Genomic DNA, 15063 nt, shown 5'->3' on the forward strand with positions numbered 1-15063 from the left:
TTTAATCATTGGATATGCTGAGGTTTTCCAGGAGATTGAGTTGGGTTTTCGTGCACTCCTGAACTATATGAAGATACTATACAGTACACACGACACAATTGCAACCCCGCAAACAGGCGGCAGGCCCGCCTTCTGTAGGTCCTTTGGGATCAATCACCTGCCTTTCCCTTTAAGAGATGCCGCATTTTCATCCACTGGAAGAAGTTGAACAATGGAAACAGGCGCTCCGTCCCCTTTTCGAACCCCTTTCTTTACAATCCTCAGGTAGCCCCCCTGTCGGTCAAGAAACCGATCCTTGGCCTTATCGAACAGCTTATGAACGACTGATTTATCCTCCATATAGGCAAGGGCCTGGCGCCGGGCGTGAAGATCTCCCCGTTTGGCAAGGGTAATCATCTTTTCGGCCACAGGGCGAATCACCTTGGCCTTCGCATCAGTGGTTTCGATCTGTTCATGTTCGAACAGGGAGGTCACCATATTCCTGAGCATCGCCCTCCGATGACTCGTATTCCGACTTAACTGTTTTCCTGCCTTCCTGTGCCTCATTTATCTTTTCCCTTTCCCTTTTTCTCGCCTTCCTTGTCATTCGTGAGGGCCTTCTCTTTTTTCTTCTTTTTCTTCTTCTTTACCTCTTCTTCTTCAACTTCACCAGCTTCATCTTCAATTTCACCGGCTTCTTCTGCGGACTCCTCGTCTTCCGTGTCCTCTTCTCTTTCAGAGACGTCCACCCCTTCCTCGCCCTCTTCTTCCTCATTACCGAGAATCGGAGTGGAAGGGAAATGGGGTATCTTCATGCCTAAGCCCAGCCCCATCTCTTCGAGAATGGCCTTAATCTCATTAAGAGACTTCCTTCCGAAGTTCTTGGTCTTGAGCATCTCGGCATCTGTCTTCTGAACCAATTCACCGATCAGAGAAATTTTGGCATTTTGCAGACAATTGGCGGAGCGTACGGATAACTCCAGATCCGAAACAGGCCGGAAGAGATTTCCATTCAATTTTTCTCTTTCTATGTCCTCTTCCTCTTCCACCGGCTCAGACTCTTCCTCGAAATTGATGAACGGATTCATCTGCTCTTTGAGAATCTTGGCGGCATAGGCCACCGCATCTTCGGGGAGCACGCTTCCATCTGTCCAGACTTCCAGGGTCAGTTTATCATAATCCGTAATTTGGCCGACCCGGGCGTTGGTCACCACATAATTAACCTTTTGAATGGAAGAAAAGATGGCGTCCACCGGTATAACGCCGATCTCCATGTCCGGTGTCTTGTTTCGTTCCGCCGGCACGTAGCCTTTCCCGGTCCTGACCACCATCTCCATGTGAATCTTCCCTTCTTTGTTCAGGGTCGCGATGTGTTGGTCTGGGTTAAGGATTTCCGCAAAACCGTCCGTCTCGATATCACCGGCAGTCACCTCGCCCTCTCCCTCTCGGTGCAGATGGATGACGGCTTCTTCGGAATCGAACATCCTGAGCCGTATCGACTTCAGGTTCAGAATGATATCCGTTACATCCTCCAAAACCCCCGGAATAGTTGAAAATTCATGAAGCACCTCATCAAACTTGACGGATACAATGGCCGCACCTTGGAGGGACGATAGCAAAACGCGCCTCAACGAATTCCCGATGGTGATTCCAAACCCCCTCTCGAGCGGTTCGCACACAAATTTACCATAGGAATTGGTGTAGCTCTCCGAATCGATTTCGATCCGTTTCGGCTTTATCAACTCGCGCCAGTTTCTACTTTTTAGATCTACCAAGAAGGCCTCCCCATGCTTCTATTGACGATTTATAATGGAAATTTTCAAAAGAGCATCATCAACAATCAGACTCCCATCCCCTATTTTGAGTACAATTCTACAATGAGCTGTTCCTGAATGGGCATCGTGAGATCTTCTCGATTGGGAAGGGCTTTCAGCGTTCCCTTGAACTTCTCCTTATCAACTTCTATCCAGTCCGGAATGCCTCTCCTGACCACAGTCTCCATTGCCTCAATGACCTGGGGCACCTGCTTGCTCTTCTCTTTCACCCCGATTTGATCTCCCGGTTTCACCAGGTAAGAGGGTATATTGACCTTCTTTTCGTTCACGATAAAGTGATTGTGTCTGACCAACTGTCTCGCCTGTTTACGGGAGGCGGCGAACCCCATCCGGTAAACAATATTATCCAACCGAGACTCAAGCAATAACAAAAGGGTAGTGCCGGTAACCCCTTTGCGCTTGTCGGCGCTGTAATAATAGCCTCTGAACTGCTTTTCCAGCAGGCCGTAAATTCTCTTGACTTTCTGCTTCTCCCTGAGCTGCACCCTGTAATCCGAGACCTTTCCGCCGCGTCTCTGGCCATGCTGACCCGGCGCATACGCACGTCTCTCAAAGGCGCACTTGTCGCCATAGCACCGGTCGCCCTTCAAATAGAGCTTCAGATTCTCTCGTCGACACAATTTGCATGAAGAATCTCTATATCTGGCCAAAACACCCCCTCCTGCCCTGGTTATTCATGATTGGTTGGTATAGTTGGTTATCCGCTGCAGAACCCATCCCCATGGTCATACCCTTCGCCTTTTCGGGGGACGGCAGCCGTTATGCGGAATCGGGGTCACATCCCTGATAACGGTCACGGTAAAGCCTTCTACCTGAAGTGACCGCAAGGCAGCCTCTCTGCCGACGCCGGGCCCTTTGACCCTGACCTCCGCCACCCTCATTCCATGGTCCATTGCCTGTCTGAGGGCGTCCCGTCCGGCGATCTGCGCCGCAAAAGGGGTACTTTTTCGAGATCCCTTGATGCCGCCCCTTCCCGCACTTGACTGGGCGATGACATTTCCCTCAAGGTCCGTGATCGTCACAATCGTATTGTTAAAGGTAGATTGGATATGGACAATCCCGGAGGGGACGTTCTTCTTTTCCTTTTTGGATTTGGTTCTCTTCTTTGCCGTTTTTGCCATGCTGTTTCCTCAAGTCTCTATTTTTTTCTCTTTCCCATAACGGCCCTGCGCGGCCCTTTTCTGGTCCTCGCATTGGTACTGGTCCGCTGTCCCCTGACAGGCAGTCCCCTCCTGTGTCTCAATCCACGATATGCGCCCAAATCCATCAGCCGCTTGATATTCATGGATATTTCCCGTCTGAGATCACCTTCAACCTTACATTTTTCGTCAATGACCTTCCTGATACCGGTGATCTGGTCGGGGGTGAGATCATCTGATTTAACTCCGAAGTCTATACCCGCCTCGGAGAGTATCATCTGCGCCTTGGATCTTCCAATGCCGTAAATATAGGTAAGCGCAATCTCGATCCTTTTTCCCCTTGGTAAGTCGACACCCGCGATCCTTGCCAATTTTCAACTCCTCTTTTCTTAATAGTCTAAAGCCCGCTCATCAATAAACGATCGGGTTCTGCCGTTTTGGCAGCCCACATCATCCCTGTCTCTGTTTATGACGAGGATTGTCGCAAATCACACGGGTGATTCCATTGCGTCGAATGATCTTGCACCGTTTGCACATCTTCTTGATTGATGCCCTCACTTTCATGACACTCACATCCTTACATTTCAGCCCTTTTGCACCTTGGCAAAAGGCTCGACAAGGTTATCGACACCCGGGGATGTTGCATCACTGTCTGCTCCCCCGATACACAATCCTTCCTCTGGTCAAATCGTATGGGGACAATTCCACCACCACCATGTCCCCGGGTAGAATCTTGATGAAATTCTTCCGAATTCTACCGGAGATATGAGACAGGACCCGGTGTCCGTTCTTGAGTTCGACCCTGAACATGGCATTGGGCAGCGTCTCAATCACAATCCCTTCCACCTCAATAGCTTCTTCCTTGGGCATATGACCTTCCCCGATAACCCGCCCATCTCAGACAAATACGCCGAAATACCTATCTCGCCTTTCCAAACCCCTTTTTCATGAAACTTTCGTAATGCCGGGTGAGCAAGTGGGACTCGATCTGGTTGGTGGTGTCCATTGCCACCCCCACCACGATCAGGAGGGCGGTTCCACCGAAATAAAATGGCACATTCAATCGATAGATCAGAATGGTGGGCAGAACACAGACCGCGGACACATAAATTGCCCCTGAAAAGGTGAGTCTTGTCAATACCCTGTCAATATATTCGGCCGTGTTCTTGCCGGGTCTTATCCCGGGAATGAATCCGCCGGACCGTTTCATATTGTCGGCAACGTCCACCGGATTGAAATGAACGGCCGTATAGAAATAGCAGAAGAAGAATATAAAAGTCACGTAAATCAGCATGTAGATAACATGTCCCGGCGACAGGGCATTGACGACATATTGAAGCCATGGATATTCATCCACGCTCAGAAAATTAGCGATGGTCGCCGGAAACATGATGATGGAAGAGGCGAAAATGGGCGGGATCACGCCTGCGGTATTGACCTTCAGCGGAAGATGGGTGCTCTGACCCCCATACATTTTGCGGCCCACCACCCGCTTGGCATATTGGACCGGAATCCTTCTCTGGCCTCTCTCCACAAAAACAATGGCGCCGATCACAGCAATCATGAACGCAACTATCAGGATCATGAAAAAAGGTGTCAGTTCTCCAGTGCTCATCAGTCTGAACGTGTTGGCAACGCCCACCGGAAACCCGGCAACAATACCGGAAAAAATGATCAGGGAGATCCCGTTTCCGATCCCCCTCTCCGTTATTTGCTCTCCCAACCACATGAGAAAGGAGGTGCCGGCTGTCAATGTAATGACCGTGAGTAGCCGGAATCCCCACCCCCCCACAGGCACGATCATGGCGCCCCCGGGGCTGGTCATATTCTCCAGACCCACTGCGATGCCGAATCCCTGAATAATGCTCAATATAACCGTACCATATCGGGTATACTGCGTGATTTTCTTCCGCCCCTGTTCGCCCTCTTTTTTCAGTTTCTCCAGGTAGGGCACCACAACCGTCATGAGTTCCAATATGATGGACGCGCTGATATAAGGCATGATGCCCAAGGCCATCACGGACATCTGGCTCAATGCACCGCCGGAGAACATGTCAAACAGTCCGAAAAGGGTTCCCTGCCTGGCGCTGAAAAATGCCGCCAGGGCCGCCCCGTCAATCCCGGGAGTCGGGATGTGACATCCTACCCGGTAGACCGCAAGCATGAGCAGCGTGAAAAGGATCTTCTTCTTCAGCTCAGGTATCTTGGCAATATTCTGAAATCCACCGATCATAAGACTATCTCATCTCACCCGTCGCTGTTGGAAATTCTGATTCTCGGTAAATAAATCCATCATGGCGGTTCGATCCTAAATGATCTCCACCCTGCCGCCTGCCGCCTCAACTTTTTCCGTTGCCGCCTTGCTCGCCTTGTGGATCCTGACAACAACCGGCCGGCCAAGTTCACCGTTTCCCAATAGTTTGATCCCGTTTTTCATTTTCTTGACAAGCCCGGCCTCACGGAAGGCGGCGGCGTCCAGGAGCGAATCCGCCTCAAATCGGTTCAGGTCATCAACATTGATGATGTTGTATTCCCTTTTAAACAGATTGGTAAAGCCTCGCTTGGGAAGGCGTCTCTGAAGCGGCATCTGCCCCCCCTCAAAACCGGGCCGCACACCGCCTCCGGATCGAGAATTCTGTCCCTTTTGCCCCCTGCAGGCGGTCTTTCCGTGACCCGATCCTGGACCCCTTCCAACTCTCTTTCTCTTCTTTCTAGACCCCTCAGCGGGTGAAAGCTCATGAATCTTCATTCTTTTCCCCGTATCTCAACCAAGCTTGACAAGGAATGAGACCTTCTCAATCATGCCACGGATAGCTGGCGTATTTTTCAGTTCCACCGACTTGTGCAGTTTGGTCAAACCCAATCCTGTCAGGGTCTGACGAATCTTCTTGCTTTTGCCGATTCCACTTTTGACAAGCGTTACCTTAATTGTCTCCGTCATTTCCAATTCTCACCTCTGACCCCGGTCGCGTCGGGTGCGTCTTAAGCCCCAGGCGGCCCCTTGCCGACGCCTACCCGGATAGTTGGGCTAGCCGGCTGCTTCTTCAACCATTTTTCCCCTGCGGAGCATGATTTTTTCGGGACTCCGCAGCAGACGCAGGCCCCTGATGGTAGCCTTGACCACATTGTGGGGGTTATGGGAACCCAGACATTTTGTAAGGATATTCTGAATGCCCGCCGCCTCCAAAACCGCACGAACCGCCCCCCCGGCAATCAGCCCGGTACCCTTTCCTGCAGGCTTCAACAGTACTCGGCCTGCCCCACAATTGCCGATGACCTCGTACGGAATGGATTTCTCGGTCAGGCATACGTTTTTCATGTCCCGCTTGGCCTTTTCAATACCTTTTCGGATGGCTTCAGGCACCTGATTCGCCTTGCCCAGACCACTTCCGACCATCCCCTTGCCGTCTCCCACGACAACAATGGCACTGAAACTGAACCGTCGACCGCCCTTAACAACCTTTGCCACCCGGTTGATGTGGACGACCTTCTCAATCAACTGCGCTTCATCTTCTCCTGCAAACAATGGTCATCTCCCTGTCAATCGATTCTTACAAGTTTAATCTGAGAGATCATCTCTCGCCATTCAGTGTTGGGGCCAATATCTTTTTTGAAATGGTGAAAGCGAGATCGGAGGTACCCTGTATGATCAGAACTCCAGTCCGCTCTTGCGCGCAGCTTCAGCAACCGCCTTCACACGGCCATGGTACAAAAACCCGTTCCGGTCAAAAACAACCCGTTTGATCCCTTTGGATAAAGCCAATTCACCGATCGCGGAACCGACGATTTCCGATCCCTTCTTATTGGTTCCATCCTTACCGATCTTGGATCGAAGGTTTTTTGATATAGAGGATACCTCCGCCAACGTCTTCCCAACGGAATCGTCTATGATCTGGACATAAATGTGCTTTGAACTCCTGAACACGCACATCCGTGCCGTTTCAGAGCTGCCTTTGATCTTCTTCCGCACCCTGCTTTTCCTTCTCAGTCTTTTTTCGGACCTGCTAACAGCACCCATTCCGGAAACCTCTTCATCTCTTTCTGCTGATGTCTATTTTGATCCCGCCTTGCCCACTTTTCGCCGGATGATCTCGTCAGCATATTTGATCCCTTTGCCCTTGTAGGGCTCCGGCGCCCGGAGTCCGCGGATCTTGGCGGCGGTCACCCCCAAGAGTTCTTTATCGATACCGCTCAAGAGGATTTTGTTTTTTTCTATGCTGGCCTCTATTCCCTCAGGGAGATCGAAGTGGATCGGATGAGAATAGCCGAGGCTGAAAACAGCCGTTCTCCCCTGAATTTCCCCTCTGTATCCAACCCCGACGATCTCGAGTCCCCTTTGGAATCCTTTGGTGACGCCCGTTACCATATTGCTGACAAGCGCTCCGAAGAGCCCATGAAGAGACCTGGCCTCCCTTGATTCATCCTTTGCAACCACCAGAAGCACGTCTCCATCCCGCTCAACGGATATTTTGGAATGAACAGACCGTCTCAACTCACCTTTAGGACCTTTTACCCTGACACCATCCCCATCAATGGTTACATCGACATTCGGCGGTATTGAAATAGGCTGTTTGCCTATGCGTGACATGTAAACCCTCCCCTATTATTCCCACCTCAGGCGGCATTGAGTCGCTTACCAGACAGCACAGAGGATCTCTCCTCCGACGCCCGTCTTTCTCGCCTCATTATCTGTCATTAACCCCTTTGGCGTAGAAACGATACTGATGCCATACCCGTTCAACACCTTGTCAAGACGGTCGCGACCCACATAGACGCGGCAACCGGGCTTACTCACCCTCTTGATCCCTTCAATGACCGGCACCCCTTCTTTATCATATTTCAGAAAAATCCTTATATATCGGTGCTGGCCATCGGAAATAATTCTGAAGTTCTTGATGTAGCCTTCGGATTTCAATACTTTGGCGACATTGATCTTCAACTTTGAACTCGGAATATTGACCACTTCATGGGAAGCCCTCAGGGCATTCCTTATCCTGGTCAACATATCGGCAACTGGATCCGTCATAGTCATTTTATCTGCACTGCCCCCCAACTGTTGTGTATTCGGAAAACCTGCCGGGCGTCCGACGCTGCGTTTACCAGCTCGATTTCACCACCCCCGGGATTTCGCCCCTGGAAGCCATATTTCTAAAGCAAATACGGCAGATTCCGAATTTTCTCAAATAGGCCCGGCTTCGCCCGCAAATCGGACACCTGTTATACTGACGAGCGCTGAATTTCTGCTTCCTCTGGGCCTTAACAACGAGCGACTTCTTTGCCAAGACAACCTCCCTCTTTACCTGTTGCCACCCCTCAATTTCGGAAAGGCATCCCCAACTGTTTTAATAGGAAAAGACCTTCCGCATCGGTTCTGGCTGTTGTGACAATAGACACATTGAGACCCTTCATCTTGTCTACCTTATCGTAGTCTATTTCCGTAAAGACGATAAACTCCTTGATCCCTATGCTGCAATTCCCCCGACCATCAAACACCTTATCTGAAAGACCCCTGAAATCTCTTACCCGCGCCAATCCGGCATTGAAGAGTTTATCCAGAAAATCGAACATCTTCTGACGCCGCAGGGTCACCATGCACCCGATCGGCATGCCCTCCCGCAACTTGAAACCGGCGATCGATTTCCGGGCCTTGGTCACGACTGCCCTCTGTCCTGCAATCATGGTGAGTTCTTCGACCGCAGAGTCAAGGACCTTGATGTTTTGTATGGCTTCCCCAAGTCCCATATTTAAAACGACCTTCTTGATCCGCGGAACAGCCATGATGCTTCCGTAGCCGAATTCCCTTTTCATAGCGGGCACGACCTCAGAATCATATTTTTCCTTCAATCGAGACAACGATGGTTCCTCCCCGTCAGGTGATATGCCGATATAAGGCTGAAATCACATGCTTTCAATCAAAAATCGACGATCCAAAATAAATAAAGCTATTTGTCCATGGGTTCGCCGCATTTCCGGCATACACGGACCTTTGAACCGTCTTCAAGTACCCGCTTTCCAACCCGCGTTCGTTCGGTGCATTTATCACAGACAATCATCACGTTGGAGATGTTTAAAGGCGCCTCCTTTTCAACGATCCCCCCTTGGCCGGTCTTGACGCCTGGCTTGGAATGGCGTTTAATCATATTCACCTTTTCAACAAGAACGCGCCCCTTCTCACTGTCAACCTTCAACACGGTTCCGATCTTGCCTGTTTCTTTTCCGGCAAGGATAATAACCTTGTCATTCTTCTTAATTTTAGGATGCTTTTTCCGCACGTTTATCGCTCCACATCGCTGATATTGCCGTCGTCCAAATCCAGCTTATAGGCTCCGCTTAAAGGACCTCCGGGGCCAGTGAAATAATCTTCATGAATTTTTTGGCCCTCAATTCCCTTGCCACAGGACCGAAAATACGGGTCCCGATAGGTTCTCCCTGGGCATTGATCAGGACTGCGGAATTATCGTCAAATCGGATATGAGTTCCGTCCATCCTGCGGATCTCCTTGGCAGTCCTTACAATCACGGCACGGACAACATCTCCCTTTTTTACCTTGGAATTGGGCATGGCTTCTTTGACGGCCACCACAATGATATCTCCAACCGTTGCGTATCTCCTTTTGGACCCACCCAACACCTTAATACAGGAGACCGATTTGGCCCCAGAGTTATCAGCCACCCGTAATCTCGTTTCAGTCTGTATCATCTTCTCAACTCCGGCGGACCATTAAACCGCTTGGCTCTTCTCTATAATATCGACGACCTGCCATCTCTTCCGCTTGCTGATGGGCCGACATTCAACAATCCGCACCTTGTCCCCGATTCCACAGATATCTCCGGCATCATGGACCAGATATTTTGCGCGCCGTCTAAAATATTTCTTGTATACGGCATGCTTTATCAACCGTTCGACCAGGATCACAGCTGTCTTGTCCATTCGGTTGCCTACAACCGTACCCACCAGTCTCTTTCTCTGTCCACGCTCTCCCATTATACCCTCGTTTTATCCGATTGCCCCTGCATCGACAATTCCCTGAGCACGGTTTTCACCCTCGCCAGATCTTTCTTTGTCTTGGAAATAATCGCAGTATTTCCCAACTGGCCCGTGGCTTTCTGGAACCTCAGGTTAAATAGCTCCTGCTTGGCCTCTCTCTCTTTTTCGGTCAACTCTTCTCGGTTGAGTTCTCTGAGTTCCTTTGCCTTCATGACGTTACGTTCTCCCGGCTGACAAATTTAGTGGCAAAGGGGAGCTTGTGCCCTGCCAGGCGGAAGGCCTCTCCCGCCACACTCTCCGGAACGCCCTCTAATTCATACAGGACCCTTCCGGGCTTCACCACAGCCACCCATTTATCCGGGGCGGCTTTCCCCTTGCCCATCCGTGTCTCGAGAGGCTTCTTGCCGATCGGCTTATCCGGAAAAATACGAATCCAAACCTTTCCGCCGCGCTTCACGTGCCGGGTGACCGCAATACGTGCCGATTCGATCTGCTGGGCGGTCATCAGGCCGCATTCCAGTGCCTTGAGCCCGTATTCCCCGAATTCAAGGGTACTGCCTCGGTAGGCCTTCCCCTTCATCCTGCCCCGTTGCCTTTTTCGATATTTGACCTTCTTTGGACTCAGCATAACATCTTCCTAAATCTTACTATTCTTGTTCGGTAATATTTCACCCTTAAAGATGATCACTTTTACACCGATGACCCCGTATGTCGTGTGGGCCTCTGCAAATCCGTAATCAATATCGGCCCGGATCGTGTGGAGCGGTACCCGTCCTTCTCTATACCATTCCCGTCGTGCCATTTCAGCGCCACCCAGTCTGCCGCTGCACGAAATCTTTATGCCCTGTGCGCCGAATCTCAGTGCAGAGGTAACGCTCTTCTTCATGGCCCGTCGAAAGGCAATCCGCCGTACCAACTGCATGGCAACACTTTCAGCAACCAGTTGGGCGTCGACCTCGGCTTTCCTCACCTCCTGAATGTCAAGGATCACATCCCGCTTGATCTCCTTTTCCAAATCAGACTTGAGTTTTTCGATCTCCACGCCCTTTTTGCCAATCACAATTCCTGGCCTTGCCACGTGCATCCGCACACGGACCTTATTCGCCGCCCTCTCAATCTCTATTCTTGAAACGCCGGCCTGGAGAACACGTTTCTTCAGGAATTTCCTGATATTGAAATCCTCAAGAACAAAATCGCTGTATTGCTCATTGGCGAACCATTTCGAGTCCCAACTTCTGTTGATCCCCAATCTAAAACTGATCGGATGAACTTTTTGTCCCAATATACACCTCCAGCGTGAACAAAATCTCTCGTCGACGCATCAACGATCCACGATCTATTTCTCGTCCAGAACAACCGTCAGATGGCTGGTTCTTTTCCGTATTCTGGTTGCGCGGCCCTGGGCCCGCGGCCGCCATCGTTTCAAAGTCGGACCTTCATCAGCGTATATCTTTGCGATATAAAGCGAGTCCACATCCAAGCCGGCGTTTTCCTGGGCATTCGCTACTGCCGAATGGATCAATTTCTTTACGATTCCCGCACCCCGTTGAGGTGCAAAAGCAAGCGCATTCAGCGCCTCTTCCGCCTTCTTCCCCTTGACCTGCCCCATGACGAGCCGAACCTTGCGGGGCGAAATCCTGACAAATCTTGCCGCTGCCCTTATTTCCATTTCAGCCCCTTATTTCTGCTTCCCTTTCAACTTCGATTTTTTATCTCCTGCATGCCCATAGAAGGTCCTTGTAGGAGAAAATTCACCCAATTTGTGGCCGACCATGTCCTCCGAGACAAACACCGGCAGAAACTTCTTGCCGTTGTGAACGGCAAACGTAAGCCCGACAAAATCGGGAAGGATCGTGGATCTGCGAGACCACGTCTTTATGATCTGCCGCCTGCCCGTATCACTTGCCGTTTCTACCTTCTTAAGTAGGTGGTCATCCACAAACGGTCCCTTTTTAATAGATCTCGGCAAAATCTCTTCTCCTGCTGCATCCTACATTCTTAATGATCTTGATGATGACGGGTTCTCCCCGTACATACTCCACCCATACACCCTATTTGGTTCGGCGTTTGACAATAAGCCGGTCACTCTCTTTTCTGATCCGGGTCCTGTACCCCTTGGTCGGAACCCCCCACGGCGTCACAGGATGCCTTCCGCCGGAGGATTTTCCTTCGCCGCCCCCATGGGGATGATCCACCGGATTCATGGCAACGCCCCTCACGCGAGGCCGTTTTCTCAACCACCGATTCCTGCCTGCCTTGCCGATAGATATGTTTTCATGGTCCAGGTTGCCTACCTGCCCGATCGTCGCCCTGCAATCCTGCAACACCATCCGAACTTCTCCGGAGGGAAGCTTAACCTGCGCATATTTCCCCTCCTTGGCCATTAACTGGCAATAACTCCCTGCGCTTCTCGCCAGTTGACCGCCATGTCCGATGCTCAGTTCGATATTGTGGATATGTGTCCCCAGGGGGATATCCCGGAGGGGAAGGGTATTGCCGTTTCTGATTTCCGCACCCTTTCCGGACAGGACCCGGTCCCCCGTCTGAATCCGGTTAGGGGCCAGGATGTACCGCTTTTCTCCGTCCACATAGTGGAGGAGGGCGATATTGGCAGACCGGTTCGGATCGTACTCGATAGATGCCACTATTGCCGGTATCCCGTCTTTGTCCCGCTTAAAATCTATCAGCCGGTACGCGCGCTTATGCCCTCCACCCCTGTGCCGAACGCTGATGCGGCCGTTCGAATTCCTGCCGCCCCTATTCAGCAACGGCCTGAGAAGGCTCTTTTCGGGCTTCTGTTTTGTGATCTCCTCAAACTCGGAAGAGGTCTGAAATCTTCTTCCCGGCGAGGTCGGTTTGTGAGGTTTGATGCCCATTTTTTGCTCCGCTTCGTTACACCAGAATTATTACTGAGTCCTTTACCTGCGTATCACTTCCAGCACGAATATCTTTCAGCATAGGCCACGGCTGTCTGCATATTTGACGTGTCCGATAGCTACCGAAGGACCTTACATCCCCTCAAAGAATTCTATGTTTTGACCGGGCGCCAGTTTCACGATCGCCTTTTTCCAGTGGGGTCGCCTCCCCGTCGTCTTTCCCATTCGTCGGCGTTTTCCCCTTACATTCATTGTCCTGACATCCAGGACCTTGGTCTTGAGGAGGATCTCCACAGCCTGCCTGATTTCTATCTTATTGGCGCCCCTGTGCACATTGAAGGTGATCTGATTGGTGTCGCTTTTCTGTAGATTGGCCTTTTCGGTAATGTGCGGCTCTTTGATGACTTGATAGATATCCACTATGAAACCAATGCCTCCTCTATCTTCCGTACTGCGGGCTGTTCGATAAATAGATGATCATATCTCAACAGGTCGTACACATTCAAGCCCTCATACCGCATCACCTTTACTTGAGGGACGTTTTTAGAGGACTTCTCCAGGTTTTCCGACTTTTCGCCCGTTACGATCAGGGCCTTCCTGACATCAAACCGCCTCAGGGTTTCCACGAATTTCTTTGTCTTGATTTCCGGAAGGCTGAAGTTCTCAACAACAATCAGGTGATTGTCTTGAACCTTATCGGTCAGGGCCATGCGCAGTGCCGATTTTCTCACCTTCTTGGATATCTTCTGTGAATAGTCTCGAGGGGAAGGACCAAAGGCCACGCCGCCCCCCTTTCTAGTCGGGGACGCGGCCCCGCCGACCCTGGCTCGGCCGGTACCTTTTTGTCGCCAGAGCTTGCTTCCGGAACTCTTGACATCCGACCGGCCCTTTGTGGCGGCTGTCCCGGCCCTTCGCCCTGAAAGCTGGCCCACCACCACCTGGTGGAGGACATGCTTTTTTATAGGGACGGCAAACACCTCATCCTTCAGTTCAATTTCCGAAACCTTTTCGTTTTGAAGATTATATACATCCGCCACAGTCATATATCCACCTCAGCTTGAGGATTGCAAATCCATGCGCCACCGGAAGGCATTCGCAGCCTCAGCTGCCGGCACCGGCCTTCCAGATCTCAAGAAAACTGTTGGTTGTTCCGGGAACCGCCCCCCTGACCAAGACCAGGTCCATCTCCGGTCGCACATCAATAACCTGTAGATTTTTGATGGTGACATTCTGGTTCCCCATCCTGCCCGGCATTTTCCTCCCTTTTTGAACTTTTCCGGGGGTTGCACAGGCGCCTATGGATCCCGGGATTCTGTGCGACCGGGACCCGTGAGTCGCCTTTCCTCCGGAAAATCCCCATCTCTTCATAACCCCGCTGAACCCCCTTCCCTTGCTGATCCCTCGCACATGGACGGATTCACCGATAGTGAAGATGTCGGATCTGATTTCGTCCCCCAATTGAAAGGCCTCCGGATCATCCACTTTGACCTCTCTCAATTGACTGAAATACCGGTCTCCCACCGCCTTGAAATGGCCCTTTAGGGGCTTGTTTACACGGCTCTCTTTTTTAGGACCGAAACCGATCTGGAGGGCGTTATAGCCCTCCTTTTCACGGGTCTTTTTCTGTACCACCACGCAAGGTCCAATCTTCAGCACCGTTGCCGGCACGCTTTTTCCCTCCTCGAGGAAGTAACTCGTCATACCGATTTTTTTGCCAAAAAGCTTTTTGATCATGGTGACTTAACTCCAAACGAACCTTGCACTGTAATCGTTCCCGATTATCTGGAAACGCTATAGTTTGATCTCCACATCCACCCCTGCCGCCAGATCAAGCTTCATGAGAGAGTCTACCGTCTGCTGGGTGGGTTCCAATATATCCAGTAACCGCTTGTGTGTTCTTATCTCGAACTGCTCTCTCGACTTCTTGTCCACATGGGGGGATCTGAGAACACAATATTTATTTATGATTGTAGGGAGCGGAATAGGCCCGGCTACCCTGGCGCCCGTCTCCTTGGCCGTTTCAACAATCTCCATGGCAGACTGGTCCAATAGCTTATGGTCATAGGCCTTTAATCGAATCCGAATCTTCTGGTTGGTTATCATACCGTTCTCCCTTACTCGATAATCTCACTGATAACGCCCGCGCCAACGGTCCTGCCACCCTCGCGAATGGCAAACCGCAACTCCTTCTCCATTGCTATCGGCGTAATCAGGGCAACCTCCATCGATACATTGTCTCCGGGCATC

General features: G+C 51.0%; 30 protein-coding genes. All 30 read right to left on the minus strand.

All coding sequences use genetic code 11. The annotated features are described in order from the left end of the window. Positions 1 to 153 precede the first annotated feature (153 nt). Positions 154 to 546: a 50S ribosomal protein L17 gene (gene rplQ, locus K9N21_20855; protein MCF8146364.1), complete on the minus strand. Its 393-nt coding sequence runs from the start codon at positions 544 to 546 to the stop codon at positions 154 to 156. Continuing rightward, positions 543 to 1754, minus strand: a complete 1212-nt coding sequence (locus K9N21_20860; GenBank protein MCF8146365.1) for a DNA-directed RNA polymerase subunit alpha — start codon at positions 1752 to 1754, stop codon at positions 543 to 545. Before K9N21_20860 ends, rplQ begins: the two co-directional genes overlap by 4 nt. An 80-nt stretch (positions 1755 to 1834) precedes the next feature. Further along, positions 1835 to 2464 carry a 30S ribosomal protein S4 gene (rpsD, locus tag K9N21_20865; GenBank protein MCF8146366.1) on the minus strand — a complete coding sequence of 210 codons (630 nt, stop codon included), beginning with the start codon at positions 2462 to 2464 and terminating at the stop codon, positions 1835 to 1837. Between the two features lie 75 nt (positions 2465 to 2539). Beyond that, entirely contained in the window at positions 2540 to 2935 is a 396-nt protein-coding gene (gene rpsK, locus K9N21_20870; protein ID MCF8146367.1) for a 30S ribosomal protein S11, read from the minus strand. A 17-nt stretch (positions 2936 to 2952) separates the two neighbouring features. Then, positions 2953 to 3324, minus strand: a complete 372-nt coding sequence (gene rpsM / locus K9N21_20875; protein MCF8146368.1) for a 30S ribosomal protein S13 — start codon at positions 3322 to 3324, stop codon at positions 2953 to 2955. Positions 3325 to 3403: 79 nt separating this feature from the next. Further along, positions 3404 to 3517, minus strand: a complete 114-nt coding sequence (rpmJ, locus tag K9N21_20880) for a 50S ribosomal protein L36 (GenBank protein ID MCF8146369.1) — start codon at positions 3515 to 3517, stop codon at positions 3404 to 3406. A gap of 81 nt (positions 3518 to 3598) precedes the next feature. Further along, complete coding sequence (gene infA / locus K9N21_20885) at positions 3599 to 3823, minus strand: translation initiation factor IF-1 (GenBank protein ID MCF8146370.1); 225 nt, start codon at positions 3821 to 3823, stop codon at positions 3599 to 3601. A 49-nt stretch (positions 3824 to 3872) separates the two neighbouring features. Then, positions 3873 to 5186 (minus strand): preprotein translocase subunit SecY, encoded by a 1314-nt coding sequence (secY, locus tag K9N21_20890; GenBank protein MCF8146371.1) that lies wholly within the window; start codon positions 5184 to 5186, stop codon positions 3873 to 3875. Between the two features lie 75 nt (positions 5187 to 5261). Continuing rightward, the gene (gene rplO / locus K9N21_20895; protein MCF8146372.1) at positions 5262 to 5702 is read right to left on the minus strand and encodes a 50S ribosomal protein L15; all 441 of its coding nucleotides are present in this window, start codon (positions 5700 to 5702) and stop codon (positions 5262 to 5264) included. 15 nt (positions 5703 to 5717) lie between these two features. Beyond that, on the minus strand, positions 5718 to 5894 hold the full coding sequence (rpmD, locus tag K9N21_20900; GenBank protein MCF8146373.1) for a 50S ribosomal protein L30: 177 nt from the start codon (positions 5892 to 5894) through the stop codon (positions 5718 to 5720). 87 nt (positions 5895 to 5981) lie between these two features. Beyond that, positions 5982 to 6479: a 30S ribosomal protein S5 gene (gene rpsE, locus K9N21_20905; GenBank protein MCF8146374.1), complete on the minus strand. Its 498-nt coding sequence runs from the start codon at positions 6477 to 6479 to the stop codon at positions 5982 to 5984. 123 nt (positions 6480 to 6602) lie between these two features. Next, on the minus strand, positions 6603 to 6971 hold the full coding sequence (gene rplR, locus K9N21_20910) for a 50S ribosomal protein L18 (protein MCF8146375.1): 369 nt from the start codon (positions 6969 to 6971) through the stop codon (positions 6603 to 6605). 33 nt (positions 6972 to 7004) lie between these two features. Then, complete coding sequence (gene rplF, locus K9N21_20915) at positions 7005 to 7541, minus strand: 50S ribosomal protein L6 (GenBank protein ID MCF8146376.1); 537 nt, start codon at positions 7539 to 7541, stop codon at positions 7005 to 7007. A 45-nt stretch (positions 7542 to 7586) separates the two neighbouring features. After that, the gene (rpsH, locus tag K9N21_20920; protein MCF8146377.1) at positions 7587 to 7985 is read right to left on the minus strand and encodes a 30S ribosomal protein S8; all 399 of its coding nucleotides are present in this window, start codon (positions 7983 to 7985) and stop codon (positions 7587 to 7589) included. A 64-nt stretch (positions 7986 to 8049) separates the two neighbouring features. Further along, positions 8050 to 8235 (minus strand): type Z 30S ribosomal protein S14, encoded by a 186-nt coding sequence (locus K9N21_20925; protein MCF8146378.1) that lies wholly within the window; start codon positions 8233 to 8235, stop codon positions 8050 to 8052. A gap of 31 nt (positions 8236 to 8266) precedes the next feature. Beyond that, positions 8267 to 8806, minus strand: coding sequence for a 50S ribosomal protein L5 (gene rplE / locus K9N21_20930; GenBank protein MCF8146379.1), 540 nt, complete (start codon positions 8804 to 8806; stop codon positions 8267 to 8269). Positions 8807 to 8895: 89 nt separating this feature from the next. Next, on the minus strand, positions 8896 to 9225 hold the full coding sequence (gene rplX / locus K9N21_20935) for a 50S ribosomal protein L24 (protein ID MCF8146380.1): 330 nt from the start codon (positions 9223 to 9225) through the stop codon (positions 8896 to 8898). A 58-nt stretch (positions 9226 to 9283) separates the two neighbouring features. After that, positions 9284 to 9652 carry a 50S ribosomal protein L14 gene (gene rplN / locus K9N21_20940; GenBank protein MCF8146381.1) on the minus strand — a complete coding sequence of 123 codons (369 nt, stop codon included), beginning with the start codon at positions 9650 to 9652 and terminating at the stop codon, positions 9284 to 9286. Between the two features lie 21 nt (positions 9653 to 9673). Continuing rightward, positions 9674 to 9937: a 30S ribosomal protein S17 gene (rpsQ, locus tag K9N21_20945; GenBank protein MCF8146382.1), complete on the minus strand. Its 264-nt coding sequence runs from the start codon at positions 9935 to 9937 to the stop codon at positions 9674 to 9676. Continuing rightward, positions 9937 to 10152 carry a 50S ribosomal protein L29 gene (gene rpmC / locus K9N21_20950; protein MCF8146383.1) on the minus strand — a complete coding sequence of 72 codons (216 nt, stop codon included), beginning with the start codon at positions 10150 to 10152 and terminating at the stop codon, positions 9937 to 9939. Before rpmC ends, rpsQ begins: the two co-directional genes overlap by 1 nt. Next, the gene (gene rplP / locus K9N21_20955; protein ID MCF8146384.1) at positions 10149 to 10568 is read right to left on the minus strand and encodes a 50S ribosomal protein L16; all 420 of its coding nucleotides are present in this window, start codon (positions 10566 to 10568) and stop codon (positions 10149 to 10151) included. The genes rpmC and rplP overlap by 4 nt, the downstream gene beginning before the upstream one ends. 9 nt (positions 10569 to 10577) lie before the next feature. After that, on the minus strand, positions 10578 to 11222 hold the full coding sequence (gene rpsC / locus K9N21_20960; GenBank protein ID MCF8146385.1) for a 30S ribosomal protein S3: 645 nt from the start codon (positions 11220 to 11222) through the stop codon (positions 10578 to 10580). Positions 11223 to 11276: 54 nt separating this feature from the next. Continuing rightward, on the minus strand, positions 11277 to 11609 hold the full coding sequence (gene rplV, locus K9N21_20965; GenBank protein MCF8146386.1) for a 50S ribosomal protein L22: 333 nt from the start codon (positions 11607 to 11609) through the stop codon (positions 11277 to 11279). Positions 11610 to 11618: 9 nt separating this feature from the next. After that, a complete protein-coding gene (gene rpsS / locus K9N21_20970) occupies positions 11619 to 11909 on the minus strand; it encodes a 30S ribosomal protein S19 (GenBank protein ID MCF8146387.1) in 291 nt (96 codons plus the stop codon). Between the two features lie 82 nt (positions 11910 to 11991). Further along, complete coding sequence (gene rplB, locus K9N21_20975) at positions 11992 to 12816, minus strand: 50S ribosomal protein L2 (protein MCF8146388.1); 825 nt, start codon at positions 12814 to 12816, stop codon at positions 11992 to 11994. A gap of 132 nt (positions 12817 to 12948) precedes the next feature. After that, positions 12949 to 13236, minus strand: a complete 288-nt coding sequence (locus tag K9N21_20980) for a 50S ribosomal protein L23 (protein MCF8146389.1) — start codon at positions 13234 to 13236, stop codon at positions 12949 to 12951. Then, entirely contained in the window at positions 13236 to 13859 is a 624-nt protein-coding gene (gene rplD, locus K9N21_20985) for a 50S ribosomal protein L4 (GenBank protein ID MCF8146390.1), read from the minus strand. Before rplD ends, K9N21_20980 begins: the two co-directional genes overlap by 1 nt. Before the next feature lie 58 nt (positions 13860 to 13917). Then, on the minus strand, positions 13918 to 14550 hold the full coding sequence (gene rplC / locus K9N21_20990) for a 50S ribosomal protein L3 (protein ID MCF8146391.1): 633 nt from the start codon (positions 14548 to 14550) through the stop codon (positions 13918 to 13920). Between the two features lie 57 nt (positions 14551 to 14607). After that, positions 14608 to 14916, minus strand: a complete 309-nt coding sequence (rpsJ, locus tag K9N21_20995) for a 30S ribosomal protein S10 (GenBank protein ID MCF8146392.1) — start codon at positions 14914 to 14916, stop codon at positions 14608 to 14610. Between the two features lie 14 nt (positions 14917 to 14930). Further along, positions 14931 to 15063: elongation factor Tu (gene tuf / locus K9N21_21000; protein ID MCF8146393.1), on the minus strand; the 133-nt coding region annotated here is incomplete at its 5' end.

This window comes from Deltaproteobacteria bacterium, from assembly GCA_021737785.1.
Lineage (GTDB): Bacteria > Desulfobacterota > DSM-4660 > Desulfatiglandales > Desulfatiglandaceae > AUK324.